This is a genomic window from Luteimonas sp. BLCC-B24, from assembly GCF_028550595.1.
Taxonomy (GTDB): Bacteria; Pseudomonadota; Gammaproteobacteria; order Xanthomonadales; family Xanthomonadaceae; genus Luteimonas.
Genome location: NZ_JAQQGN010000006.1, coordinates 153,781 through 179,619, shown reverse-complemented (window position 1 = coordinate 179,619; position 25,839 = coordinate 153,781). Strand labels below are relative to the sequence as shown.

The following is a 25,839-nucleotide window of genomic DNA, read 5'->3' as shown; positions in this document are numbered from 1 at the left end:
GCGGCGCGCAGCATCCGGTTGACGACCGACGATCGGCGGCAGCGGTCGAAAGGGCGCGCCCGGGTCTGATCCGCAGGCGCGCGACCGGGCGCCCTCCCGTTCGGCGCTGACATGCGGTGCTTCCGCGCGCATCGGCCCTATCCTCGCATCTGGAGTCCGCATCGTCGTCCCGGCGAGTCGACCGCGGGCGGCGAACCGTCGGCGTCGATCGGTTGTGCGCGGGGTCGGCAGATTCGGTGTGGACACCGTCGGCCTGTCTTGCGCTGACGGCGCGCGATCTTCCCCGCTTCTGTATCGAGGTGGCGGACAGGCCCCGCCTCGCCTAACCTGACGCCCCCCTCCGCCGCGCAGCCGCATGAGCGAACGCGTCATCGAAGTCGTCGCCGGCGTCATCACCGACAAGCGCGGCCGGATCCTGCTCTCGCGGCGTACCCCCAGCCAGGACATGGCCGGGCTGTGGGAGTTTCCGGGCGGCAAGCGCGAGCCCGACGAAACGGCCGAGCAGGCCCTCGCCCGCGAACTTGACGAGGAACTGGGCATCCGGGCCCACGTCGGCGCGCACCTGATCACCGTGCCCCAGGCCTATGCGCACAAGCGCCTGCGGCTCGAGGTGCGCGAGATCACCGGCTGGCAGGGCGTGCCCAAGGGGCGGGAGGGCCAGGCGCTGGCCTGGGTGGCGCCGGAGATGCTCGCGCGCTACTCGATGCCGCCGGCCGATCTGCCGGTCGTGGCCGCGTTGCGCCAGCCCGACCGCTACCTGGTGACGCCGCCCCCTGACGACGATGAGGCCGCGTGGCTGGGCAGACTCGAGGCCGCGCTGGGGCGGGGCGTCCGCCAGGTGCAGGTGCGTCTGCCGGGCATTGCCGAGGCACACCAGGCGCGATTGCTGGCGGCTGCGGCCACGCGCTGCCGGCGGCACAAGGCCGGCGTGCTGTTCAACGGTCCGATCGAGATCGCCCGTGATGCCGGCGTGGGCCTGCACCTCACGTCGCAGGCCCTGCGCGCGCTGTCCGCACGGCCCGTGCCCGCCGACGTCCTGCTGGCCGCGTCCTGCCACGACGCAGACGAACTGCGCATGGCCGCGGCGATCGGCTGCGACTTCGTCGTGCTCGGCCACGTGCGCGCCACGCCCAGTCATCCGGACGTGCCCGGCATGGGCTGGACCGCGTTCGCGCAGCTGCGCGACACCACGGCACTGCCGATCTACGCCATCGGCGGGTTGACCCCGGCCGACATTCCCGAGGCGCGCCGCCACGGCGCACAGGGCATCGCCGCGATTCGCAGTCTGTGGGGCGGCGACTGAGACACTGGTTCGTCGTCGTGCCGGTCGCCATCGCGGCCGCCGGGGCCGCGGGCGTGAGCGCACACGCGGTCGCACCATGTCGCGTCACCGCTCCGGCACGAGCGGCCAGGCCATCGGCGCCGGCCCCTGCGGTCACGGTGAACCCGGACGGCCAGCAATGGCATCGGCGTCGTGACGAGGCTGACCGCCTCCCGGCGGGCGGACCGGGGAGCGAGGGCAGACGACATTCCATCGGGTGAGGGCCGCCGGTCGTGCTGTCGAGTCGGGTGGCGGGGCGGGGCGGGGCGGGGCGCTCAGGCCTGTGGTGAGGCCGCCGATGCCAGCTCGCGATAGCGCGCATCGAGCGCGGCGACGCCCGTGTCCAGCGCCTCCAGAGTGCCGTCGTTGACCAGCACGTCGTCGGCGATCGCCAGGCGCGCGTCGCGGCTGGCCTGAGCGGCGACCATGCGCGCCGCCAACGCGACGTCGATGCCGTCGCGGGCCTGCAATCGAGCCATCTGCACGTCGGCTGGGACATCGATCACCAGCACCCGATGCAGCCAGGGATAGGCGTCACGGCCGCCCTCGGCCAGCAAGGGGATCGCCGCGACCGCATAGGCGCTGGTTGCTGCCTCGCAGGCCTCCCGCAGCATCCGGCGCACGCGCGGATGGATGATGGCCTCGAGGCGGCGCCGGGCGCGGGGATCCTCGAAAATCCGCCGCCGCATCGCTGCGCGGTCGAGATGGCCGTCGACGTTGAGTGCATCCGTCCCGAAGGCCTCGACGACTTCGGCCAGTCCCGCGCTCCCCGGCGCCACCGCGTCGCGCGCGGCCAGATCGGCATCGGCAACGGTGATCCCGCGTGCCTCGAATGCGGCTGTCGCGACGCTCTTGCCCGAGGCGATGCCGCCGGTCAGACCGATGATCAGCGCACTCATCCGCTGCGGCTGCGACTACGCCAGGCCGGCAATGCGCATGTAGCTGCCGACCAGGTCGTCGCCCCACATGAAGGTGATCCAGCCGGCAATGGCGAGATACGGGCCGAACGGGATCGGCGTGGCCCGGTCACGGCCCTGCACCGCCAGCAGAAGCGCGCCGATGATCGCGCCGGCCACCGCCGAGATCAGGATGATCGGCAGCAGGCCGGACAGGCCGCACCAGGCGCCCAGCGCGGCCAGCAGCTTGAAATCACCGTGCCCCATGCCGTCCTTGCCGGTGGCCTGTTTGAACAGCCACCACACCGACCAGAGGCTGACATAACCGACGATCGCGCCCAGCAACGCTGGCTTGGCCGGCATGTACAGATTGTCGAGCGCGGCGATCAGCCCGAGCCACATCAACGGCAGCGTCAGCGAGTCGGGCAGCAGCTGGGTGCGGATGTCGATGCCCGACAATGCGACCAGAAAGCCGGTGAGCACCAGCGCACCGAAGCCCTGCCAACCGAAGCCGAAGCGCCACACGCAGGCGACGAACAGCAGCATCGTCAGCAGCTCGACGGCCGGATACTGGATCGAGATCGGCGCCTTGCAGCTGCGGCACTTGCCGCGCAGCGCCACCCAGCTCAAGACCGGGATGTTCTCGTACCAGGACAGCTGGTGCCCGCAATGCGGGCAATGCGAGCGCTCGACCACGATGCCGGGCGGAGGCGGGTCGTAGAGTTCCGGTTCGCCCAGGATCTCGCGGCTGTCACGCTTCCACTGCCACTCCATGCGCCGCGGCAGGCGCAGGATCACCACATTGAGGAAGCTGCCCACCAGCAGGCCGAGGCCGGCGGCGAGCGGAAAGCCGAGTGCGGGGTTCTGGTCGAGAAACGCCATTCAGGAAAGGTCGGTGTCAGATGGTGGCAGCGAGCTTGAAGATGGGCAGGTACATGCCGATCACCATCGAACCGACGATACCGCCGATGAAGATCATGATCATCGGCTCGAGCAGGCTGCTCAAGGCATCCACCGCGTTGTTGACTTCCTCTTCGTAGAACTCGGCCACCTTGAACAGCATGGTATCCAGCGCACCGGCTTCTTCGCCGATCGCGGTCATCTGTACCACCATGTGCGGGAACAGGTTGACCTGCTTCATCGCCATGTTGACCTGGTAGCCCACCGCGACGTCGTCGCGCATGCGGTAAACCGCGCGCTCGTATACACCGCTGCCGGTTGCACCCGCCACGATGTCCAGCGCTTCGACCAGTGGCACGCCGGCCTTGAACGTGGTTGCCAGGGTGCGCGCGAATCGTGCGATCGCCGCGTTGTGGAGCACCTGGCCGATGACCGGAATCTTGAGCAGCAGGCGGTCGGCGAGATGCTGCAGCGATTCGGACCGCTTGTAGAGCGCCATGCCGCCGAAGATGCTGCCGATCAGGACCAGCAGGATCGCCCACCACCAGGACGTCACGAAGCGGCTGGCGTTGACGATGAGCTGGGTGAAGGCGGGCAACTCGGCCCCGAAGTTGGAGAACACCTGTTCGAACTGCGGAACCACGAACACCAGGAGCACGATGCTGACCAGAATCGCCACCGCGATCACCATCGCCGGATAGAACAGCGCCTTCTTGATCTTGCCCTTGAGGCTCTCGACGTTTTCCTTGTAGCTGGCAATCGTTTCGAGCACGGTTTCCAGCACACCCGCCTGCTCGCCGGCTTTGACCAGATTGCGATACAGCTCGTCGAACTGCACCGGATGCCGGGCCAGCGCCTCGTTGATCGAAAGGCCGCCCTCGATATCGAGCCGCATGGTGTTCAGCATGTCGGCCATGCGCGGGTTCTTGTGGCCGTTCCCGACGATTTCCAGCGCCTGCACCACCGGAACACCGGACTTGATCATCGTGGCGAACTGCCGGCTGAAGACCGCAATGTCCTTGGCCGAGATCGTCTTGCCCGCCTTGCCGAACAGCGGCTTCTTCTTCGGCTTGACGACCGAAGGCTGGATGCCCATCCGGCGAAGCTCGGCCCGCAGCAGGTTGGCATTCTTCGCCTGCTGCTCGCCCTTCATCTTGGCGCCGCGCTTGTCGGTTCCTTCCCAGAGAAAGGTGTCCAGCGTCACGCCAGCGCGCACGGGCGCGGTGGCGGGCTTGCGGGCAACGGTTTTCCGTGCGGCGGTGCGTGTGATCGACATGCGGGCTTTCCCCAAAGAACCGGCCTTCCCCAGCCGGGCGAATGCCCGCATGGTAGCGGGTTGCGCGGAAAAGTGTCGGTCTCGAGCCGTGACCGCGCGCCGCTTTCCGTAGACGGCCGGCGGCGGATCGGGCTTGGGCGCAGCTCCCGTGCCCGGGGCGCAGGATTCCGCGCAGGCCGGGGTTCGCGGGCCGAGGCCTGCTGCGTGTGAAGGTCAGCCTCTTGGAGTCGAGCTCAATCCTTGGTCACGCGATTGATCTCCGCCAGGCTGGTCAAGCCCTGCCGGACCTTTTCCAGCGCCGACTGGCGCAGGTCGCTCACCCCTGCCTTCTGGGCGACCTCGGCAATCTGCATCGCGTTGCCTCCCTGCAGGATGATCTCCTGGATCGCCTCGCTCATCGGCATCACCTGGTAGACGCCGACCCGGCCCTTGTAGCCGTTGGTGCACTCGTCACAGCCCACCGCCTCGTAGAGCTCGATGCCCACCCGCACCTGGTCCTCGGTGAACCCTTCGGTCAGCAGGGTGTGTTCCGGCAGGTCCACGCGCTTCTTGCACTTGGGGCACAGCCGGCGCGCGAGGCGCTGGGCGATGACCAGCGTGATCGACGAGGTGATGTTGTACGGCGCGATGCCCATGTTCATCAGACGGGCGATGGTCTGCGGCGCGTCGTTGGTGTGCAGCGTCGACAGCACCATGTGGCCGGTCTGGGCGGCCTTGATCGCGATCTCGGCGGTCTCCAGGTCGCGGATTTCGCCGACCATGATGATGTCCGGGTCCTGGCGCAGGAACGACCGCAGCGCCGCTGCGAAGGTCATGCCGCGCTTGGTGTTTTGCTGGACCTGGTTCACGCCGGGCAGGCGGATTTCCACAGGATCCTCGGCGGTGGAAATATTGCGGGTCTCGTCATTGAGGATGCCGAGCGCGGTATACAGCGACACCGTCTTGCCCGAGCCGGTGGGGCCGGTGACCAGCACCATGCCGTAGGGCTTGTGGATGGCGTCCAGAAAAAGCGCCTGCTGGTCAGGCTCGTAACCGAGTTTTTCGATGCCGAGCTTGGCGGCGCTGGCGTCGAGGATACGCAGCACCACCTTCTCGCCGAACAGCGTGGGCAAGGTGCTGACGCGGAAGTCGATCTGCTTCGTCTTCGACAGGTTCAGCTTGATGCGACCGTCCTGCGGCACGCGCTTCTCGGCGATGTCGAGCTGCGCCATGACTTTAAGGCGCGCCGTGATGCGCTGGTTGAGCTTGACCGGCATCTTCGCCGACTGCTTCAGGATGCCATCGATGCGCAGGCGCACGCGGTAGTCGGTCTCGTAGGGCTCGAAATGGATGTCGGACGCCCCCTTCTTGATCGCGTCCACCAGCACCTTGTTGACGAACTTGACGATGGGCGTGTCGTCCTTGCCATCGGCGACGGTCTCCATCTTGCCTGCGTCGTCGTCGTCGCCAACGTCCAGGCTGTCCAGGCCGTCCGTCCCGTCCAGTGCGTCGCCCAGAGAATCCGAGGACTGCAGCCAGACATCCAAGGTGCGACGGATGGTGTCCTCGTCGACGAGGATCGGCTCGACGGTGAGGTTGGTGTGGAACTTCACCTCGTCCAGTGCATGGGTGTTCGTCGGGTCGGCCGTGCCCACGAACAGCCGGTTGCCGCGCTTGAACAGCGGCAGCACACCATGCTTGCCCAGCAGTTCTTCGCTGACCAGCTTCACCGCACTGGCCTGCGGATCCATGACCGACGGGTCGAACACCGGCATGCCGAACTCGACCGAGTTCGCCGCCGCCATCTGGGCCGCCGTTACCAGCTTGTGCTCGCGGAGATAGGCCGCGATCTGCTTGCGCGCGGCCGTGGCCTTGTCGAGCGCGTCGCGCGCGGTGGCTTCGTCCAGCGCCCCGTCCAGCACGAGGCGACGGGCGATGCCGGTGATGCCGACGAGATTGGGCGCGGAAACTGCGTTCATGGCGGCATCTGGCAGCGGGATTCGGACAGATACTAGCGTCTGGGGCCTCGGGGCGGAACGGCGGGGTGACGCGCCGTGCGAACGATCGACCTATCGCGTGACGGGCAATGCACGTCGTGCGATAGCCCGCCCCGAGCGTCGCATACGTCTGGCTCAGGGCGCGCCTGCCATCGCCTTGAGCATCAATTGTCCGGCAAGTCCCGGTCTGAGCAATGGGGCAAGATTCTGTTGCCCCAGCGGATCACGTGTCGCATCCGACAGGTGGGAGGCCGCTGATGCATGCTCCGTCCAGTATTTGAAAAGCGCATCGCGGCCTTGGAAGTAGGCGCCTGAATACGATCCCTGACGAAAGTAGACGAAGCGGGGGAACGGGGTCGACTGGAGCGCAACGCCACGCCACGTCGAAGGCGGCGCAATGCCGAGTTCGGCGAGGATGGTCGGTGCGACGTCGATCTGGGATGCGAGCGGCCATGCGCCGAAATCGCTCCCGCTGTAGCCGCGCCGCTGCACGACGAGCGGCACGGTGAGGACCGCTTCATCGACCGAATGCTGGTGGCCAAATACTCCTGTCTCGCCGAGCATTTCCCCGTGGTCCCCGGTAACGAGAACGAGCGCGTTCTGCAGGTAACCCTTCGCTTCCAGCGCCTTCAGGATAGTCGACACGAGTCGGTCGAACTGGCGAACGCCGTTGTCGTAGTGGTTCACCGCGCGCTCCGCGTCTTCGGCACTGGGCGGCACACGTCCGCCGGGTCTGCCCGGCCAGCGGTAGTAGTTCGTGGAGGGTGCGAACGCATCGGGGGCGTCGTGCTTCGTGCCCAGGCCGTGCGTCGACATCAGATGCAGTTGAAGCAGCTCGGGGTGACGCCCGTCGTAATCCGGAAGCGTGTCGATGTGATCCAGCACGGCGAGGTCGTCGTTGACGTATCTCGCGCTCTGTTCGGTGCCGTCGAAGTAGCTCTCCGCAGGCCCATAACTGTCGCGAAGGCCGTAGAAATGGGTGTGATCACCGCCGAGTGCGAGCCGGATGCGATACCCGTGCAGCCTGAGGACCTCGTGCAGCGTGATCGGACTGGTGGGCATCGACTGCAGGGTGCGGGACGACGAGAGAGCCAGCAAGCCGCACAGTGATTCGGCGCAGATCGCCTTGGTCGTCGGCGCAATCCAGGTCTGGTGATGGTGCGTGCTCGCCTCCAGATCCGGTGTGGTCTGGCGGTGATAGCCGTAGAGACCCATGTGGCTCGCGCGCAGCGCGTCTCCAATGATCAGGACCACGTTGCGGTGTGCGAACGTGGTCGTGGTCGCATAGTGGGCGCGTGCATGGCGTTCCGCGGCGTCCAGCGCCGGTGACGCCGTCGCCGCATGTGTCTGCATCTCTGCGGATCGCGCGGCGAAGAAGCCTGCACCGATCGGCTCCTCATGGTGAAAGTCGGTCATGCTGGATAACCGCATGCCCTGGGTGAACGCGAGTGCCACGCAGCACGATGCGACCGTCGAGAGCCCGCTGGGGCTCAACCGCCGAGCCCCGATTTCGCACCAGTCGACCCGTGGCGCCTTCCACACGATCACCGCGACGAACGTCGTGAGCCCGGCGGCTGCAAGCGGCAGCCACCAGCCCGGTAGCCCAAGGGTCGCGATCAGATGAGGGCTCTGCTTGGCATATGTCCAGACCAGTGACCAGGTCGGCACTCTTCCCCACGAGGACAAGCCCACGAGCGTCACCATGTACCAGGCGGCGAGTGCGACAGGTGGCGTGAGGACGAGCAGCGCCGATGCGCGAAGGAATGCCTCCCTCGCCGGAAACAACCGCCAGAGCATCAGACGGATACCGACCAGCCCCGACCAGAACGCGAGGATCACCGTTGCGTGAGGCAGGACGACGCCGGCGTCGGCGCCATACGTGCCGACATAGATGAAGAGGAATGCGCCGGTCAGCGACCCCCAGCATGCGAGTTCCAGGGTCAGTCGACGCGCCAGGCGGCGCGAGTCAGCGAGCTGGCTTCTCATTGCGGATAACCAACAGCTTCGACAGCCCGAACAGATTGACGGTGGTGCACTCGAGCACGGTCCACGGGTGACGCAGAATGTTCTCTTCGTAGCTGAATTCGGATCGGAAGCCGATTCGTCCCGCCAACGGGCTGACCAGCTTCTCGAGCGTGAGCCAGATGTGGCTGCCACTGAAATGGTTGACCAGCACGATGTGACCGCCGGGCGTACAAACCCTGCGCAGTTCGGCAACGAAGACGTCGGGATTCGGGGTCACCGACAGGACGTAAGGGACAGCGACGCAGTCGAAGTTGTCGTCGTCGAATTGCAGATCTTCTGCGTCCATCTCCATCAGGCGGATGCGGCGCCCCGGCAACGCATCGGCGCGTTTCCGCGCGATCGCCAGCATGTCCGATGACAGGTCGATTCCCGTGACATCGGTATCGGCCGGGTACTCCGGGAGCGCGAGGCCCGTTCCGACGCCGACCTCGAGCAGGCGACGAGGCGCGAGAGCGGTGACGGTTTCGGTCAGCTTCCGGCGACCCGGGCCGAGCACGGCGCCGAACATCGTGTCGTAGAACGGGGCGTAGCGGCGGTAACTGGAGACGACGTCTTGCGATTGGATGTCCGGCATGTTGTCAGGTATGCGTCAGGCGCCTAAACGGCGGGGTTGATCAATCGAACTTTACGTTGCCGCACTTGCTCGGGCTCTGTCATCACTGTCGGATGCCCGGTTTTGATCGGCGGCGCGGCAAGCGGCGGCGCACATCCTAGCGTCGTTCCGGGTGGAACGAGATCGCAGGAGCAACTAAAAGGATCATGGGTGCATGCACGGCCAGGCGGCAGCGCCGAAGCGGGCGGCAGCGCCGAGCGCATCCGCGGGGTCACCATCGAAATGGGCGACGACGAGGCGACCATCGCCATCCGTGAGTGCGACCGACAGCACGCCGGGCAGGCGACCGGCATGCATCCAGGGCGCGCCTCGCCCGGCGACAGGTTGCCAGCGCCATCCGTAGCCGTACCACGACCCGTCCTCGAGCGGCACTGCGGAAGGCTCCAGATGCGTCAGAGGCAGCGTGGCCCGCAAGCCGTCGTAGACATCCTCGAGTGGTGCGATCCATGCGCCGGCGCCGCCGAGCGGCTGGGTCGTCAGTGCGCGGATCCGTTCGTCCTCGGGGCCATCCATCGCGACCTGTGCAAGAAGCTCGCCCAGCAGACAGTAGCCGGCGTTGCTGTAGAACGTGCGGCCGGTCAGCGATGCGTCGGGCGGCAGGCCGGCCACGTAGACGGCCGCCGCGCGACAGTCCGGGTGCGTCCCCGTGCCGGGTCCTCTCGTCCAGAGCGGGTCGAGTCCGTCGGGGCGACCAAGACCGCCGCTGTGCTGGAGCAGCTGGCGTATGGTGATGCGACCGGTATCCGGATGGAACGCGATCTCGTCGAGTGCGTCGGCGATGGGCGTGTCGAGTCCGAAGTCGCCTGCGGCGATGTGCCGGGCAACGGCATGCGCGATCAGGGGCTTGGTCAGGCTCGCAACGGGGTACTCGTGCCGCAGGGCGAGCCGGAAACGACTTCGCCAGGTGGCGCTGACGGACCGCGCGGTCCCGTCGTCGCCCGTGAAAACAGCCGCGCCGTTGTCGAGTGCCGGCTGTGTGAGCGCGCTCCTGACGCACTGGGCGCGGTCCGGGCTTTCGCTCGCACACCCACCGAGAGCGACTCCCAACGTCAGTACTCCCAAGCGCAGTGCACCATGAAGACTCATGTTGCGCGCTTGGGACGAAGCGTCCGACGGCAGCGGGCGAACATGCCATGCATGGCGATCCACGCTGCGTATTGCTGGTAGGTGGGGTCGGCCATCAGGTGACGCTCTTCCGTTTTCGCGCGCAGCCAGTAAATGCCGTTGACGGCAAGCAGCGCGGCGCAGTTCAGGGCGGCTGCTTTCGGACCACTGTTGGAGATGAACGGAACGGCGACCAACCACCAGCTCAGATTCTTGCTGATGTAGGCCGGATGCTTGGTCAATCGGAACGGTCCGCTCGTGATGATGCCGCGGTGGGTGAGGTTCGAGAATCGCGGGCCGAACACAAGGGTCGAGAGTGTATACACCGCAGTCAGCGCCAGGATCGCGAGCGCCCAGGCGCCTGCGACCCAGGAATCTCCGAGCCAGTGGGTCCAGTCGACTTCGTCCTGGTAGTCGAGCCATTGCCGAAGGACGAGGAGGTTCAGAGGGGGATAGCACACCAGCGCGGACAGCCAGCCGAGCCAGCTCGCATCGGTGGAGCGGATGTGGGCGCCGATCGCGCGATGCGTCGACAGATAACCGACCGTCCCGAACAGGGTGTCGAGCGCATACAGCAGGGTCATCGCAGCGAGAAACGCCGGCATCCAGCCGTCGAGCGGCGAGGCGGAGACGTGGAGCAGGGCCAGCCAGTCGTGCAGCCACGCGAGCATCAGCGGCAGAAAGAACAGCTTCACGCACCACGCCAGAAGGCACTGGCGCTCTGCGGTGGACCAGGAGCCGCCGCTGAGCAGGTGCTGGAACGACAGGGCAAGCTGCCCGACTGCACCCGGCGCAGGGCGATCGCGAGGCAGGAGCAGCCCTTGCAGGACCGCCCAAATCCCGGCGGCGACCAGAAGCGGAAACTGGACGACGTGGAGGCCGGCGACGCTGCTTCCGGACACGGAGAGCTGGAGCCGGATCGTCAGCGCAAGCAGGACGAACACCAGCAGGCCACCCGTCATGCGGAGGCGGCGGACCTGTGTCCGACTGAAAGGTGGGAGATCGCCGTCGTTGCCATCCGCGGAAGATCGGAAGCGTCGGTGTTCGATCACCCACATCGGAATGGCGCAGGCTGCGAGCATCAGGCCGAGGCTCGCCAACAAGGGTGGCTGCCACGTCAGCACGACGGTCAGACTGAGCAGTACGCCGATCACCCCGGCAACGACCGTGCGCCACGGCACGGCAGTGGGCGGCAACATCATGTCGCGCATAGAGCCGGCCCCCTGCAATAAAAAAGTCGGGGAGCATACGCCCCCCGACTTCTTCGCATCACGTTACGACTGGTTCGAATCAGCCGCCCGTGGTGCCGGTCGGAGCGGTGTTGCGGCACTCGGCGGGCACGTACTTGTGCGCAGCCGTCGCAGCGACCGTGCAAGCCCAGTTGATCGGAGCAGTCGCGTTGGCCTGCGTGGGCGTCCATACCATGACCGGGTTGTCGTTGGCACCGGTGTTGCGCGGAGTCGTGGTGATCACGCCGTTGGCGCCCACTGCAATGCTCTGCACGTAGTCCGTGCCGGCTGCCGGGAAGGTGAAGCCGGAGTTGGCAGCGGTCACGCCGGCGAGACCGTTGTTCAGCGACGAAGCCGTCTCGGCAACCGCCAGCTTGGCCGGCGCGGTCTGGGCGACGGCTTCCGACACGCGGGCGCGGACGGTGTAGTCCTGGTAGGCCGGCAGCGCGATGGCGACCAGGATGCCGAGGATCGCGATCACGATCATCAGTTCGATCAGGGTAAAGCCCTTCTGCATCTTCTTCATGGTGTATCCCCTAGGAGTGATTGTTTCCACGTGCCGGGTGGCCCGGCTGGTGCCGATCCGTGGGCAGCCGTGCGATCTGCACGTGCACGAGAGCTAACGCACGAGTCGTGCCAACTCCGGGATGACGAGGCTTTGACATCCGTGTGCGTGACGAAGGTTCAGTTTTGAGTCATCCAACGCTTGGCGGCGCTTTTCATTCCGGGCGCACAGGGTCAGTAGGTGACGCAGAGCGTCTGAGTGTGGCGAGCGGACCCGTGATGTGCGCGGAAAGAGGCCCGCGCTCTGGCCCGCGTGTCATCTCACCGCGCGGAGCGGCCGGCCCTGCTCGGAATCGATCAACATCCAACCCTCGCCGCGCCGGGACACCAACGGCGCGCGCCTGAGCGCATCGCGTGTGCGCCCGGTGCGGGCGATATCGGCGTCAGGTACCGACGGCGGGACCGCCTCTGCGTTCTCCAGCAGGAGGGGGATGACCGCGTCGAAGGATAGATAGCGCCGGGGTGTGCGCTCGATGCCGGCGCCGCCGGCCATGAAGGTCTCCATCACCTCGCGCCGCTGGTCAGGCGCTTCCGGCATGCGGGCACCCGCGAGGATGGGGCCGGTCCAAGGCAGGCTGCGCCACGCGGGGTCCGCCGCATCCGCAAGATCCGTCGGCGCGATTTCGTTGGCGAAGACCAGCGTATAGGTGTCAGGGGTTGCAACCAGGAAGACCGGCCGGCCTTGCCACAGGGTGTGCAGGCCATAGGCGAGAAACGCGGCTTGGCACAGCGCGATCACTGTGAGGTCGAACCGGAGGCTGGGCTTCCCGGCCCGGTACACGATGAGCGTGAGCAGCGGACCCGCAGTGAGATCGATGGCCAGCATCACCAGCAGGATGCGATCGAGTCCCGAGACGCGGTAGAGGGCGTAGGGATACCAGAGCAGGAACGCGGTGAGGGCGATACCGCCGATGACGACGGCACTCAGGGCGAGATGGGTGGCGGCGGCCTTCCAGCGATTCATCGTTGACCGGGAGCGGGGGCGACGGCGGCGAGTCTAGGCCGCGGTCGTCCCGCCCTCAATCGATCCCCAGCTTCTTCAGCTTGTACCGCAGCGCCCGGAACGTGATGCCCAGGGCCGCGGCGGTCTTGGTCTTGTTGTAGCGGTTTTCCTGCAGGGCCTGCTGGATCGCGGCGCGCTCGATGTCCTCGATGAAGGAGGGCAGGGCGGTGCCGGCGGTCTCGAAGGGGCTGACGGTGCGCGGGTCGCGCGGCGCGGACGTGCTGGGCGGCAGCGCGGGATGGGTGCCGGTAATGACCGGCGATGTCGTGCGCGGGGCGCCCGGAGGCGCGGGCAGGTGCAGGTCGTCGCCGGTGATGCGGTCGCCGTCGGCCATCGCCAGCGCACGTTCGAGCACGTTCTCCAGTTCGCGGACGTTGCCGGGGAACGGATAGGCCTCGAGCGCGGCGACGGCGTCGTCGTCGAGCATCGGCGGCGCGCGGTGCATGGCCTGGGCCAGGCGCTGGAGGATGGCGTTGGACAGCAGCGGCAGGTCGCCGGTGCGCTCGCGCAGCGGCGGGACGTTGAGGCCGATGACGTTGATGCGGTAGTAGAGGTCGTGGCGGAAGCGGCCCTCGTTGACCAGAGCGCCCAGATCCTTGTGGGTGGCCGAGAGCAGACGCACGTCCACGGGCACCTCGCTCGAGGCGCCGACCGGACGGATGCACTTTTCCTGGATCGCGCGCAGCAGCTTGACCTGCATCGGCAGCGGCAGCTCGGCCACTTCGTCGAGGAACAGGGTGCCGCCGTCGGCGGCCTGGAACAGGCCGGGCTTGTCGCTGTGCGCGCCGGTGAAGCTGCCCTTCTTGTGGCCGAAGAACTCGCTCTCCATCAGTTCGGTCGGAATCGCGCCGCAGTTGACCGGAATGAATGGTCCGCCGGCGCGCGCGCCCTGGGCGTGGATGGTGCGGGCCACGAGCTCCTTGCCGGTGCCCGATTCGCCGCTGATGTACACCGGCGCTTGGCTGCGGGCGACCTTGGCGATGGTGTTGCGCAGCGTGACCATGGCGTCGGACGCACCGAGCAGGCGGCTGCTCTGTTCCTCGCTGGTGCGCCGTGCGCGCTCGCCCAGTTCCAGCGCCTGGCGGACCAGGCCGCGCAGCACGTGGATGTCGACCGGCTTGCTGACGAAGTCGAAGGCGCCGGCCTTGAGGGCCTCCACCGCCGCTTCGACGTTGCCGTAGGCGGTGATCACCGCGACCGGGGTGCCGGGGAAGCGGGTGCCGATCTCGCCGACCAGTTCCAGGCCCGAACCGTCGGGCAGGCGCATGTCGGTCAGGCAGAGGTCGTAGGACACGGTGGCCAGCATTTCGCGGGCGGCCGCCAGGTTGGGGGCGGTGTCGGTGCGCAGGCCCATCCGCCCCAGCGTCAGTACCAGCAGTTCACGGATGTCGTGCTCGTCGTCGACGATCAGGGCGCTGCGGTTGTCGCTCATCGAGGCGGGTTAAACGTGTGTTTGGATGTGACGCATGGTGACAGCTTTTGCCCTGACTGACGAGCGCGACACCGGTGACAACGGCGGTGCGCCGCCCGTGAGGGCGGGCAGCGGGCGCGCGCCCGCGCGGCTCATCGACGCAGCAGGGTCTGCCGGGCGGCCAGGGTGATGCGGAAGCAGGCGCCGCCGCCGGGCACGGCGACGTAGTCGAGGCGGGCCTCGTTGGCGCGGCACAGTTCGTGGGCGATGTAGAGGCCGAGGCCGGTGCCGCTTTCGGAGGTGGTGAAGAACGGGCGGAACAACTGGGAGGCCACCGCGTCGGGGATGCCCGGTCCGCGGTCGAGCACACTCAGTGTCGGGCAGTCGCCGTCGGGTTCGATGCGCAGCGTGATGCGCGCCGGCGCACCCGGCATGCGGCCGTAGCGCACCGCGTTGTTGACCAGTGCCGTGAGCACCTGGTGCAGGTGGCGCGGGTCGAATACGGCCGACAGGCTGGCCTGGTCGCAGGCCACGCGGATCTCGGCATTGTCGTCGGCAACGATCATCCGGTAGTCCTGCACGAAGGCATGCGCGGCCGCGACCAGGTCCACGTGCTCGGGACGGGCGCGTTCGCGCCGGGCCAGGCTCAGCACGCTTTCCACGATCCCGTTGGTGCGCACGCACTGCTGATGGATGATCTGCAGCAGGCGGCGGTCGGCGTCGCGAATGTCCTCCGACTCCTCCAGCAGCTGGGTGGCGTAGCTGATCGCCGCCAGCGGATTGCGGATCTCGTGTGCCAGGCCGGCCGAGAACCGGCCCATCGTGGCCAGGGTCAGCGATTCGGCCCGGCGCGAAACCAGCGAGGTGTCGTCGAGGAAGACCAGGGTGTGGTCGCTGTTGGCCAGCAGGCGCACGAACCGCGGCATGACGTCGGTGTGCTCGCGCAGCGTGAGCGGCGCGTCGTCGGTACTGCCGCTGCGCAACCAGTCGGCCAGGCGCAGGGCCAGCCGCGGCGCGAGCTGCGACAGCGTGCGCCCGTGCATGGCGTCCTCGCCGGGCGTGTCGGCGTCGCCCAGCAGCAGCAGTGCAGCCTCGTTGGCCAGGCGGATCTGGCCCGTGCCGTCGACCAGCAGCACGCCGGTCTGCATGCGCCGGATCACCAGCTCGTTGATCTCGGCCATGTTGGCCGCCTCCGCGCCCCGGCGCTCGGCCAGGGCCTGGGTGTCGCGGACCTGCTTGCCGAGCTGGCGGGTCAGCGAGGCGGCGGCGAAAAAACCCAGCGCGAACATCAGCGTTTCGGCCAGCGGCCGGTCGAAGGGGCTGCCGCCGACGAGACTGGCGACGCGCTCGAACAGCAGCGCCGCCGCCGCGGCCGCGGCGATCAAGAGGCTGCTGCGCAGGCTGACGAACAGCGACGCGGCGCTGATGTTGAACAGCAGCAGCATCGCCACGCCGGGCGCGACTTCCGGAATCGCATGGCTCACGAGCCCCGCGACCGCGATGTCCACCGCCACGCCGACCACGGCGTGCGCCGCGTGGTCCACCCGCGCATGCCGGGCATGCAGCAGCAGGCCGACCGACGCCACCAGGTAGCCCAGGCTGACCGAAATCGCGACCGCCGGGTCCACCACCTCGCCCAGCAGTTCGCCCCAGGGGCTGAACACCAGAAGTGCCAGCAGGGCGGCCTCCAGCAGCCGGTAGAGCGAGAACAGCGCCAGTTCGCGCTGCATCAACCCCGGCGACATCGTGGGTACGGCGAGCAGGCGCAACGGTCGCTCCGTGGGGCAGACAGCGGCCAGTATAGGCACGCGCCGGAGGGCCCGTTTTGCCCGGGGGCGCCGCATGCGCGAGAATGGCGGGCCCGGTCGGCCTCCGGCGCCCCGCGCGCCCGCCTCGCGGCCGGCATCATTTCCCACCCGATGGACCCCACATGAACTTCCACGAATACCAGGCGAAGCAGTTGTTTGCCGATTACGGCATCCCCGTGCCGGCCGGACGCGTCGCGTCCACCGCCGACGAAGCAGTCGAAGCAGCGAAGTCCCTGGGCGATGGCCCCTGGATGGTCAAGGCCCAGATCCACGCGGGCGGCCGCGGCAAGGCCGGCGGCGTGAAGTTCTGCAAGACCACCGACGACGTGAAGGCCGCGGCCGCCGCCATGCTGGGCACGAAGATGGCGACCTACCAGTCGGCGGGCGTCGCCCTGCCGGTGAACCTGGTGCTGGTCACCGAGGCCGGCGAGATCGCCAAGGAACTGTACCTGTCGGTGCTGGTCGACCGCGGCACCCAGTCGATCACCTACATCGTCTCCAGCGAGGGCGGCGTGGACATCGAGCAGGTGGCTGCCGAGACGCCGGAGAAGATCGAGACGCTCAACGTCAACTTCGTCGAAGGCTTCCAGGCTTACCAGGGCCGCGACATCGGCTTCAAGATCGGCCTCAATGCCAAGCAGGCCAACCAGCTCGCCAAGATCATGGGCGGCCTGTACACCCTGTTCAACGAGAAGGATCTGGCGCTGGTCGAGCTCAACCCGCTGGCCATCCTGGACAACGGCGACCTCTACGCCCTCGACGGCAAGGTCAACAACGACGACAACGCGACCTTCCGTCACAAGGATCTGGCCGCGATGCGCGACACCTCGCAGGAAGACGAGGCCGAAGTGCGCGCCAGCGAGTACGACCTGAACTACGTGACCATGGACGGCAACATCGGCTGCATGGTCAACGGCGCGGGCCTGGCCATGGCGACGATGGACGTGATCGCGCTCAACGGCGGCGCGCCGGCGAACTTCCTCGACGTGGGCGGCGGCGCGACCAAGGAGCGCGTGACCGAGGCGTTCAAGCTCATCCTGTCCTCGGACAAGGTCAAGGCGATCTTCGTCAACATCTTCGGCGGCATCGTCCGCTGCGACATGATTGCCGAAGGCATCATCGCCGCGGTCAAGGAAGTGGACGTCAAGGTGCCGGTGATCGTGCGCCTGGAAGGCACGAACGTCGAAGCGGGCAAGAAGCTGCTGGCCGAATCGGGCCTGGCCATCACCGCCGCCGACGACATCAACGACGGCGCCAAGAAGGCCGTCGCCGCAGCCGCCTGATCCCACATATCACCTGCAGGGGCGGGCCATGCCCGCCGTCGCGCCACGCGATGCAGCACCTCCGGGTGCGCCTGCGACAGCGAAGGATTTACAGATGAGCGTTCTGATCAACAAGAACACCAAGGTGATCGTGCAGGGCTTCACCGGCCAGCAGGGCACCTTCCACGCCACCCAGATGGTGGAATACGGCACCCAGGTCGTCGGCGGCGTCACGCCGGGCAAGGGCGGCACCACGCACATCAACCTGCCGGTGTTCAACACCGTGCGCGAAGCGGTCGAGGCCACCGGCGCCGACGCCTCGGTGATCTACGTGCCGCCGCCGTTCGCGGCCGACGCGATCCTCGAAGCGGCCGCGGCCGGCATCAAGGTCATCGTCTGCATCACCGAGGGCATTCCGGTGCTCGACATGCTGCGCGTCAAGAACGTGCTGAAGTCGCACCCGGACGTCACCCTGGTCGGTCCGAACTGCCCGGGCGTGATCACGCCGGGCGAGTGCAAGATCGGCATCATGCCGGGCCACATCCACATGCCGGGCAAGATCGGCATCGTGTCGCGCTCGGGCACGCTGACCTATGAGGCGGTCAAGCAGACCACCGCGGCGGGCCTCGGCCAGTCGACCGTCATCGGCATCGGTGGCGACCCGATCAACGGCCTGAACTTCGTCGACTGCCTCAAGCTGTTCAACGAGGATCCGCAGACGCTGGGCATCATCATGGTCGGCGAGATCGGCGGCGACGCCGAGGAAGCCGGCGCCGAGTACATCAAGAACCACGTCAAGAAGCCGGTCGTGGGCTTCATCGCCGGCGCCTCGGCCCCTCCGGGCAAGCGCATGGGCCACGCCGGCGCGATCGCCTCGGGCGGCTCGGGCACGGCCGAGGGCAAGTTCAAGGCGATGGAAGCGGCGGGCGTCAAGACCGTGCGCTCGCCGGGCGACCTGGGCGAAGCGATCGCTGCGCTCGTGAAGTAATCGCGCCGCAAGGCGTGATTCGGGAAGGCCGCCTCCGGGCGGCCTTTTTCGTGGCGGGCTTTCGTCAAGGGCGCGCTCGCGCGCGATGTCGCTGCCCTGGAAACGGCTCACCGCCCGCGCAAGCACGCTCTCTCACAGGGATTTCAAGACGGGAGGTTGACTGGGTGTTTTTCAATGCGCATATTGAATGCGCATCCACGAGGACTCCGTCATGCGCATTCGTGAGGGTTATGCCGGTTACGGCAAGCGCGCCACCAATGTGAGCGTGAATCAGGGTCTGCTCGAAGAGGCCAAGGCGCTCGAGATCAACCTGTCGGCCACGCTCGAGAAAGCGCTGGAAGCCGAAGTGCGCGCACGGCGGCGTGCGCAGTGGAGGGAGGACAATCGGGAGGCGATGGCCGCGTATAACGCCCGTATCGCACGTGATGGGCTTGCCGGGGAGCGTGCGCGCGCATTCAAGACAGCGTTGAAGGACGCGGCAGGGGAATGAGCCAGTTCTGCGTCTATGCCAACGCCGATCCGGCGTCGCGTCGTGAGGTGCCTTGCTGGTTGAACGTGCAGAGCGATCTGATCGACATCGTCGAGTCGCGGGTCGTCGTGCCGCTGATTCCGGAGGCGCAGGCCGGCCCCCTGCTCACCCGTCTGATGCCGGCGCTGCCGGTTGCTGGCAAGTCGATGGTGATGGATACCGCGCAGATCACCTGCGTACCGATGCAGATCCTGGGCCGGCAGATTGCAGATCTGGCGGCCGAGCGACCGCGCATCATCGAGGCTCTGGACTTCCTCACACATGGCATCTGACATGACCGTACCGCTCCGCATCGCCCTGGCCCAGTTCGACTTTCCGGTCGGTGACGTCGGCCGCAACGCCGAACGCATCGCGATGATGATCGCGCATGCCCGCGACGAGTACGGCGCGCACGTGGTGGTCTTCCCGGAGCTCGCGATCAGCGGCTATCCGCCCGAAGACCTGCTGATGCGCCCGGGCTTTCTGATCGACTGCGAAGCGGCGCTGATGCAGATCGCCAAGGACGTGCACGGCATCGTCGCGGTGGTGGGCTGGCCGGAATCGGCGGGCAGCGTGCTCTACAACTCGGCCAGCGTGCTGCGCGGCGGCAAGGTCGAGCGCACCTACCGCAAGCGGGAATTGCCCAACTACAACGTCTTCGACGAGCGGCGGTATTTCCACGTCGACCCCGACGGCGGGTCCTGCGTGATCGAGGTCAACGGTGTGCAGGTGGGCGTGGTGATCTGCGAAGACCTGTGGTTTCCCGAGCCGCTCGACGACACCGCGCGCGCGGGTGCCGAGGTCGTCGTGGTGCCCAATGCCTCGCCCTACGAGCGCGGCAAGCATCGCCAGCGCGACGCGCTGCTGGCCGAGCGCAGCCGCGAGAGCGGTGTGGCCCTGGCCTACGTCAACGTCGTCGGCGGCCAGGATGCGCTGGTGTTCGATGGGGCCTCGGTGGTCGCCGATGCCGACGGCACCGTGCATCCGGCGGCCGTCGCGTTCGACGACCAGTGGCTGGTGGTGGACTTCGACCCCGCGAGCAGGCGGTTTTCGCCGGTACTCTGGGTGGACGATGGCGACGAGAGCATCGACGCGCTGGCCTGGCGGGCGGTGGTGCGCGGCACGCGCGACTACTGCGGCAAGAACGGCTTCTCCACGGCGTGGCTGGGCCTGTCGGGCGGCATCGATTCGTCGGTGGTGCTGGCGATGGCGGTCGATGCGCTGGGCGCGGACAACGTGACCGCGGTACGTATGCCCTCGCGCTATACCGCCGGCCTCAGCAACGACCTGGCGGCCGAGCAGTGCGCGGCGCTCGGCGTGCGCATGCTGACCATTCCGATCGAGCCGCCGTTCCAGGGCTTTCTCGATACGCTGGCGGACGCCTTCAGCGGCAAGGACGTGGACGTGGCCGAAGAAAATCTGCAGTCGCGCACCCGCGGCGCGATCATGATGGCCCTGTCCAACAAGCACGGCGGCCTGCTGCTGACCACCGGCAACAAGAGCGAGTACGCCGTGGGCTACGCGACGATCTACGGCGACATGTGCGGCGGCTACGCGCCGATCAAGGACCTCTACAAGACCGAGGTCTTCGGCCTGGCGAAATGGCGCAACACGGTGGGCGGCGCGCCGGTGATCCCGCCGGCGGTGATCGACCGACCGCCCTCGGCGGAACTGCGTGCCGATCAGCTCGACCAGGACTCGCTGCCGCCCTACGACGTGCTCGACGCGATCCTGCGGCGGTTCGTCGACCAGGAGGAATCGCGCGACGAAATCGTCGCCGCCGGGTTCGATCCCGCAATGGTCGATCGCATGCTGCGCCTGGTGCGCACCAGTGAATGGAAACGGCACCAGTCCGCGCCGGGGCCGAAGATCTCGCGCCGCGCGTTCGGCCGCGAGCGGCGGTATCCGATCAGCAACCGGTATTCGGGGTGAGGGGCGGGCCCGCCTTCGGCCTCGGAACCGGCCGGCCGCAGCGTCCACGCAGACGCGCGCGTGACGGGGCTTCTGCGGGGCGCGGGCGCGCATGTTGAGTCTGATCCAGCGCGTCACCCGGGCCGAGGTGCGGGTGAGCGAGGAGGTCGTCGGACGTATCAGCGCCGGCCTGCTGGCGCTGGTCGGCATCGAGCCCGGCGACGCCGATGCGCAGGTCGACCGCATGGCCGAGCGCCTGCTCGCCTATCGCGTGTTCGCGGATGCGGCCGGGCGGATGAACCGGTCGCTGGCCGATACCGGCGGAGGCCTGTTGCTGGTGAGCCAGTTCACGCTGGCGGCGGATACCCGTTCAGGCAATCGCCCCGGGTTCAGCACCGCCGCGGCGCCCGACGAGGCTGAACGGATCTTCACGCAGCTCGTCACCGCATGCCGCCACCGCCACCCCGGGGTGGAAACCGGCCGCTTCGGTGCCCATATGGAGGTCAGCCTGGTCAACGACGGCCCGGTCACCTTCCTGCTCAGGGCATGAACCCGGCCTCGCAGGTGGTACAATTACGGGTTCACTTTTACAACGGTGCGCCACATGGCGAATGAACGTCTCGTCCAGCAGTCCGATATCAAGCTCCTGATCAGCAAGGGCCTGGAGCAGGGCTACCTGACGTATGCCGAGGTCAACGATCACCTGCCCGACGACATGGTCGATCCGGAGCAGATCGAAGACATCATCGGCATGATCAATGGCATGGGCATCGATGTCCATGAGGTCGCGCCCGATGCCGAAACCCTGCTGCTGGCCGGCCAGTCCGGCGGCAACCGCGAAGTCGACGAGACCGCGGCCGAGGAAGCGGCTGCCGCGCTGACCTCGCTCGACACCGAGGGTGGCCGCACCACCGACCCGGTGCGCATGTACATGCGCGAGATGGGCACGGTCGAACTGCTGACCCGCGAGGGCGAAATCGCGATCGCCAAGCGGATCGAGGAAGGCCTCAACCAGATGATGGCCTCCGTGGCCAGCTTCCCCTGGTCGGTGCAGTTGCTGCTCGAGGAATACGAGCTGCACAAGGCGGGCAAGAAGCGCCTGGCTGAAGTGGTGGTCGGCTTCAATGATCAGCTGCTCGAGGAACTCGCCGCCGAGGAAGAGGCGGCGGCCGGCAACGTGCCCGTGACGGCCGAGGCCGAGGCCGACGACGAGGCCGACGACGACGATGCCGACGACGCCGGCGGCGACGAGGAGAGCGCCGGCCCGAGCGGCCCCGATCCGGAGGAGGTCGCGCGCCGCATGGAGGTGCTGGCCGACCTGTTCAACAAGTTCCAGAAGGCCTACGCCAAGAACGGTGCGACCGCCAAGCCGGTGGTGAAGCTGCGCGGCGAGATGGCCGACCAGTTCATGACCTTCAAACTGCCGCTGCCGCTGACCGACCTGCTGGTGCGCAAGCTGCGTGACGTCGTGTCCGAGCTCAAGGACCACGAGCGCCGCATCCTCGATCTGTCGACCCGCGTCGCCAAGATGCCGCGGAAGGATTTCATCCGCGCCTGGGACGGCAACCAGACCAATACGGGCTGGGCGGACGAGATGATCAAGCGCAAGCAGAAGTGGTCGTCGGGTCTGAAGGACGTGCGCGACCAGATCGTCGCCGAACAGGAAGCCACGCTCGCGATCGAGAAGGCGATGGGCGTGACCCTGGCCGATCTCAAGGAGATCAACCGGGCGATGGCCTACGGCGAGACCAAGGCCCGCCGCGCCAAGAAGGAGATGGTCGAGGCCAACCTGCGCCTGGTGATCTCGATCGCGAAGAAGTACACCAACCGCGGCCTGCAGTTCCTGGATCTCATCCAGGAAGGCAACATCGGTCTGATGAAGGCGGTCGACAAGTTCGAACACCGCCGCGGCTTCAAGTTCTCGACCTATGCCACGTGGTGGATCCGCCAGGCGATCACGCGTTCGATCGCCGACCAGGCGCGCACGATCCGTATCCCCGTGCACATGATCGAAACGATCAACAAGCTCAACCGCATTTCCCGCCAGATGCTCCAGCAATATGGCCGCGAGGCCACGCCGGAGGAGCTGGCCAAGGAAATGGACATGCCGGAGGACAAGATCCGGAAGGTCATGAAGATCGCGAAGGAGCCGATCTCCATGGAGACCCCGATCGGCGACGACGAGGACTCGCACCTGGGCGATTTCATCGAGGACACCAATGTGGAGTCCCCGATCGACGCGACCACCAACACCAACCTGATGGAAACGGTCCGCGACGTGCTCGCCGGCCTGACCCCGCGGGAGGCCAAGGTGCTGCGCATGCGCTTCGGTATCGACATGAACACCGACCACACCCTCGAGGAAGTCGGCAAGCAGTTCGATGTGACCCGTGAGCGTATCCGTCAGATCGAGGCCAAGGCGCTGCGCAAGCTGCGCCATCCCTCGCGCAGCGAGCAGCTGCGGAGCTTCCTCGACGTCGAGTAAGTACGGCACGATGGACGCGATCGAAAGGCCCGCCGCAAGGCGGGCTTTTCTTTGCCCGGCGCACGCGAGTCGCAGCAGGGCCCCTGGGGCGCATGCAGAGTTCCGTGGCGCCCGGCCGAGCCTAGGCCGCGCCGCGCGCGCTGCGGCCGCCGGGACACGCATGGCCCCGGTGTTCGCTTATGCCAGCGCCTCGACCGCGCGTGTGGCCGGTCTCGGAATCGGGAGTGCGATCGTCATGGCGATCAACGACCTCGCTCTTGGGGGCAGGCGCGCGCCGCAACGGTGACGCCGCTGCCGGGTTCAACCTGCTCGTCTGCTTCGGCTGGCTTGCCATGAAACGGCAGGTGTCTGCCGGTCTGCGCTGGCCGGCTGGCGGACTGCGGCGGGGCGTCCTGCTCCTGGTGATGCCCGGGTCGCAGGGCCGAGCGCTTGCGCTCAGGCGCGCGGCTGGCGCGGGAACGCACCACGGCTGGCCGGCGCCACGCCCGGTCTACTGCAGCGCCTCGCCTGGTTCACCGCGCTCTAAACGATGTCGAGCGGGTCGATCTCGCGCGACCTGCCTTCCCATGAGAGTTACAACACCGTCGGCGTCGCCGTCCCCACGATCACCACGTCGGCCTTGCGACGCGCGAACAGGCCCACGCTGACGACACCTGGAATCTGGTTGAGCCTGGCTTCGAGCGCCACCGGGTCGGTGATCGACAGGCCGTGGATGTCGAGCACCCAGTTGCCATTGTCGGTCTTGACCCCTTCGCGCCAGACCGGCTGACCGCCGGTGGCCTCGAGGATCTCGCGCGCCACGAGGCTGCGCGCCATCGGAATCACTTCGACCGGCAGCGGAAACGCGCCGAGCACCGGCACCTGCTTGGCCGGGTCGATGATGCAGACGAAGGTCGCGCTCGCCTCGGCGATGATCTTCTCGCGCGTCAGCGCCGCGCCGCCGCCCTTGATCAGGTGCTTGTGCGGATCGCACTCGTCGGCGCCGTCGACATACAGCGGCAGCGGGCCGGTCGCGTTGAGGTCCAGCACCTGGATGCCGTGTCCGCGCAGGCGTTCGGTGCTCTGGTCCGAGCTCGATACCGCGCCGTCGATGCGATGCTTGATCGTCGCCAGCGCGTCGATGAAGAACGCGACCGTCGATCCGGTGCCCACGCCGACGATCATGCCGTCCTCGACGTAATCGATCGCCTTCTCGGCCGCCAGGCGCTTGCCTTCGCTCATCACTTCTTCTCCAGGGACAACAGCAGCTTCCACTGCGCGGTCGAGACCGGCAGCACCGACAGGCGCGCACCCTTGCGGATCAGCGCGAACTCCTCGCCCAGATCGGCCGCGTGTTCACGGATCTCGGCGAGCGGGATGGGATTGGCCAGCGTGCGCACGTAGGCCACGTCGACCATGAACCAGCGCGGCGTTTCCTGCGTCGCCTTCTCGTCGAAGTATTTCGACGTCTTCTTGAACTGGGTCGGGTCCGGATACGCCGCGCTCGCCACCGACGCGATGCCGTAGATCCCCGGCACGTCGGTGTTGGAGTGGTAGAAGAAGATCTCGTCGCCGACTCGCATACCGTCGCGCATGAAATTGCGCGCCTGGTAGTTGCGCACGCCGGTCCACGGCTCGGTACCGACGCGTTCCAGATCGTCGATGGAGAACTCTTCGGGTTCCGACTTCATCAGCCAGTAGCGCTTGCGGGTGCTCATCGCGTCTCGTCGGTCGGCGGGGCGGGAAACAAGGTGGACGCTTCGGTGCAGATCGCATCCAGCGGCACGTCCCACGCGGCGGCGTCGAGCGCATCCACCTGCTGGAGCGCGAACGCCGCGCCCACCAGCAACGGGGGCGCCGCCTGCGTGCGCCGGAACGCGAACGTACGGTCATACCAGCCGCCGCCCATGCCCAGGCGATGGCCCTGCGCGTCGAATCCGACCAGCGGTGTGACCACCAGCGCCATCGCATGCGCATCGAGCGCGGAGGCCGGCTCGATATCGGGTTCCGGAATGCCGTACCGGTTGGTCACCAGCGGATCGCCGGCGCGCCAAGGGGCGAAGCGCAGCGCATCGCCGTGCAGCACGGGCAGGCAATAGATCAGGCCGGCGGGCAGCCGCATCTGGAAGGCATGCAGACCGATCTCGCCGTCGGTGGCCCAGTAACCGGCCACGTACCCGCGCCCGGGCAGGCCGGACAGCGCGAGCAGTTGCGCGGCGAGTCCGTCCGCCGCCGCGATACGCGCGGCAGGCGCCATCGCGCGGCGCTGGTCGCGCAGGCGGCGGCGGAGTGCGGGGCGTGCGGTCATTCGGCCGGGCTCGTCGTCGGTGGTGCCGGCGACGCGGCGGGCGGAATCGAAAAAAGTACGTCCTCCGCCAGTGTCGATGCGTGCGAAACGACCTTGAACCCGAGGTTCAAGTGGGAACGCTGGGATTCCTTCGGGCTTCCCGCTCGAGGGCGGACTGGCACTCCCGGTTTCCTGACATCCCCGGTGTCGTTCTTAAGGGACAAGGCGAATGTTTTGCTCGCTGTCGGACACGGCAGAGAACGCAGGCGCAGTATAGCCGCTGGACGCAGGGG

At 67.4% G+C, this 25,839-nt stretch carries 23 protein-coding genes and 1 other RNA gene; 8 read left to right on the top strand and 16 right to left on the bottom strand.

The window, feature by feature from the left end; genetic code table 11:
* The first annotated feature begins 355 nt into the window (after positions 1 to 355).
* The gene (locus PQS31_RS13190) at positions 356 to 1,303 is read left to right on the top strand and encodes a Nudix family hydrolase (protein ID WP_272763195.1); all 948 of its coding nucleotides are present in this window, start codon (positions 356 to 358) and stop codon (positions 1,301 to 1,303) included.
* 293 nt (positions 1,304 to 1,596) lie between these two features.
* Here the strand turns inward: PQS31_RS13190 and coaE are convergent, their stop codons facing one another.
* From coaE to PQS31_RS13130, 12 genes are all read right to left on the bottom strand, one after another.
* Entirely contained in the window at positions 1,597 to 2,220 is a 624-nt protein-coding gene (coaE, locus tag PQS31_RS13185) for a dephospho-CoA kinase (protein ID WP_272763194.1), read from the bottom strand.
* A 15-nt stretch (positions 2,221 to 2,235) separates the two neighbouring features.
* Entirely contained in the window at positions 2,236 to 3,099 is an 864-nt protein-coding gene (locus PQS31_RS13180; protein WP_272763193.1) for an A24 family peptidase, read from the bottom strand.
* Between the two features lie 16 nt (positions 3,100 to 3,115).
* Complete coding sequence (locus PQS31_RS13175) at positions 3,116 to 4,270, bottom strand: type II secretion system F family protein (RefSeq protein WP_336314354.1); 1,155 nt, start codon at positions 4,268 to 4,270, stop codon at positions 3,116 to 3,118.
* A gap of 356 nt (positions 4,271 to 4,626) precedes the next feature.
* The gene (gene pilB, locus PQS31_RS13170; RefSeq protein ID WP_272763190.1) at positions 4,627 to 6,351 is read right to left on the bottom strand and encodes a type IV-A pilus assembly ATPase PilB; all 1,725 of its coding nucleotides are present in this window, start codon (positions 6,349 to 6,351) and stop codon (positions 4,627 to 4,629) included.
* Positions 6,352 to 6,504: 153 nt separating this feature from the next.
* A complete protein-coding gene (locus tag PQS31_RS13165; RefSeq protein WP_272763189.1) occupies positions 6,505 to 8,355 on the bottom strand; it encodes a sulfatase-like hydrolase/transferase in 1,851 nt (616 codons plus the stop codon).
* Positions 8,336 to 8,968 (bottom strand): methyltransferase domain-containing protein, encoded by a 633-nt coding sequence (locus tag PQS31_RS13160; protein ID WP_272763188.1) that lies wholly within the window; start codon positions 8,966 to 8,968, stop codon positions 8,336 to 8,338. Before PQS31_RS13160 ends, PQS31_RS13165 begins: the two co-directional genes overlap by 20 nt.
* A gap of 183 nt (positions 8,969 to 9,151) precedes the next feature.
* Positions 9,152 to 10,156: a serine hydrolase domain-containing protein gene (locus tag PQS31_RS13155; protein WP_272763187.1), complete on the bottom strand. Its 1,005-nt coding sequence runs from the start codon at positions 10,154 to 10,156 to the stop codon at positions 9,152 to 9,154.
* Positions 10,090 to 11,322 carry an isoprenylcysteine carboxylmethyltransferase family protein gene (locus tag PQS31_RS13150; RefSeq protein WP_272763186.1) on the bottom strand — a complete coding sequence of 411 codons (1,233 nt, stop codon included), beginning with the start codon at positions 11,320 to 11,322 and terminating at the stop codon, positions 10,090 to 10,092. Before PQS31_RS13150 ends, PQS31_RS13155 begins: the two co-directional genes overlap by 67 nt.
* Before the next feature lie 79 nt (positions 11,323 to 11,401).
* Positions 11,402 to 11,866 carry a pilin gene (locus tag PQS31_RS13145; RefSeq protein WP_272763185.1) on the bottom strand — a complete coding sequence of 155 codons (465 nt, stop codon included), beginning with the start codon at positions 11,864 to 11,866 and terminating at the stop codon, positions 11,402 to 11,404.
* A 294-nt stretch (positions 11,867 to 12,160) separates the two neighbouring features.
* Positions 12,161 to 12,868 (bottom strand): hypothetical protein, encoded by a 708-nt coding sequence (locus tag PQS31_RS13140; protein WP_272763184.1) that lies wholly within the window; start codon positions 12,866 to 12,868, stop codon positions 12,161 to 12,163.
* 55 nt (positions 12,869 to 12,923) lie between these two features.
* A complete protein-coding gene (locus PQS31_RS13135; protein ID WP_272763183.1) occupies positions 12,924 to 14,339 on the bottom strand; it encodes a sigma-54 dependent transcriptional regulator in 1,416 nt (471 codons plus the stop codon).
* 131 nt (positions 14,340 to 14,470) lie between these two features.
* Positions 14,471 to 16,063 carry a HAMP domain-containing sensor histidine kinase gene (locus PQS31_RS13130; RefSeq protein ID WP_272763258.1) on the bottom strand — a complete coding sequence of 531 codons (1,593 nt, stop codon included), beginning with the start codon at positions 16,061 to 16,063 and terminating at the stop codon, positions 14,471 to 14,473.
* Positions 16,064 to 16,248: 185 nt separating this feature from the next.
* Between PQS31_RS13130 and sucC the strand changes: the two genes are divergently transcribed.
* The 7 genes from sucC (at position 16,249) to rpoD (ending at position 23,280) form a co-directional block, all read left to right on the top strand.
* Positions 16,249 to 17,409: an ADP-forming succinate--CoA ligase subunit beta gene (sucC, locus tag PQS31_RS13125; protein ID WP_272763182.1), complete on the top strand. Its 1,161-nt coding sequence runs from the start codon at positions 16,249 to 16,251 to the stop codon at positions 17,407 to 17,409.
* Positions 17,410 to 17,503: 94 nt separating this feature from the next.
* Positions 17,504 to 18,376 carry a succinate--CoA ligase subunit alpha gene (sucD, locus tag PQS31_RS13120; protein WP_096210512.1) on the top strand — a complete coding sequence of 291 codons (873 nt, stop codon included), beginning with the start codon at positions 17,504 to 17,506 and terminating at the stop codon, positions 18,374 to 18,376.
* A 211-nt stretch (positions 18,377 to 18,587) separates the two neighbouring features.
* A complete protein-coding gene (locus tag PQS31_RS13115; RefSeq protein ID WP_272763181.1) occupies positions 18,588 to 18,866 on the top strand; it encodes a type II toxin-antitoxin system CcdA family antitoxin in 279 nt (92 codons plus the stop codon).
* Positions 18,863 to 19,177, top strand: coding sequence for a CcdB family protein (locus PQS31_RS13110; RefSeq protein WP_272763180.1), 315 nt, complete (start codon positions 18,863 to 18,865; stop codon positions 19,175 to 19,177). The genes PQS31_RS13115 and PQS31_RS13110 overlap by 4 nt, the downstream gene beginning before the upstream one ends.
* A gap of 1 nt (position 19,178) precedes the next feature.
* The gene (locus PQS31_RS13105; RefSeq protein ID WP_272763179.1) at positions 19,179 to 20,816 is read left to right on the top strand and encodes an NAD+ synthase; all 1,638 of its coding nucleotides are present in this window, start codon (positions 19,179 to 19,181) and stop codon (positions 20,814 to 20,816) included.
* A gap of 91 nt (positions 20,817 to 20,907) precedes the next feature.
* Entirely contained in the window at positions 20,908 to 21,345 is a 438-nt protein-coding gene (dtd, locus tag PQS31_RS13100; RefSeq protein WP_272763177.1) for a D-aminoacyl-tRNA deacylase, read from the top strand.
* Between the two features lie 54 nt (positions 21,346 to 21,399).
* Entirely contained in the window at positions 21,400 to 23,280 is a 1,881-nt protein-coding gene (gene rpoD / locus PQS31_RS13095) for an RNA polymerase sigma factor RpoD (RefSeq protein ID WP_272763176.1), read from the top strand.
* A 573-nt stretch (positions 23,281 to 23,853) separates the two neighbouring features.
* On the opposite strand, the gene rpiA is transcribed toward rpoD, so the two are convergent.
* The 4 genes from rpiA to ssrS all read right to left on the bottom strand — a co-directional run bounded on the left by rpiA (position 23,854) and on the right by ssrS (position 25,809).
* Positions 23,854 to 24,501 (bottom strand): ribose-5-phosphate isomerase RpiA, encoded by a 648-nt coding sequence (gene rpiA / locus PQS31_RS13090; RefSeq protein WP_272763175.1) that lies wholly within the window; start codon positions 24,499 to 24,501, stop codon positions 23,854 to 23,856.
* Positions 24,501 to 24,977: an EVE domain-containing protein gene (locus PQS31_RS13085; RefSeq protein WP_272763174.1), complete on the bottom strand. Its 477-nt coding sequence runs from the start codon at positions 24,975 to 24,977 to the stop codon at positions 24,501 to 24,503. Before PQS31_RS13085 ends, rpiA begins: the two co-directional genes overlap by 1 nt.
* On the bottom strand, positions 24,974 to 25,567 hold the full coding sequence (locus tag PQS31_RS13080) for a 5-formyltetrahydrofolate cyclo-ligase (RefSeq protein WP_272763173.1): 594 nt from the start codon (positions 25,565 to 25,567) through the stop codon (positions 24,974 to 24,976). Before PQS31_RS13080 ends, PQS31_RS13085 begins: the two co-directional genes overlap by 4 nt.
* A 57-nt stretch (positions 25,568 to 25,624) precedes the next feature.
* Positions 25,625 to 25,809: non-coding RNA, 6S RNA (gene ssrS / locus PQS31_RS13075), on the bottom strand.
* Positions 25,810 to 25,839: the final 30 nt, after the last annotated feature.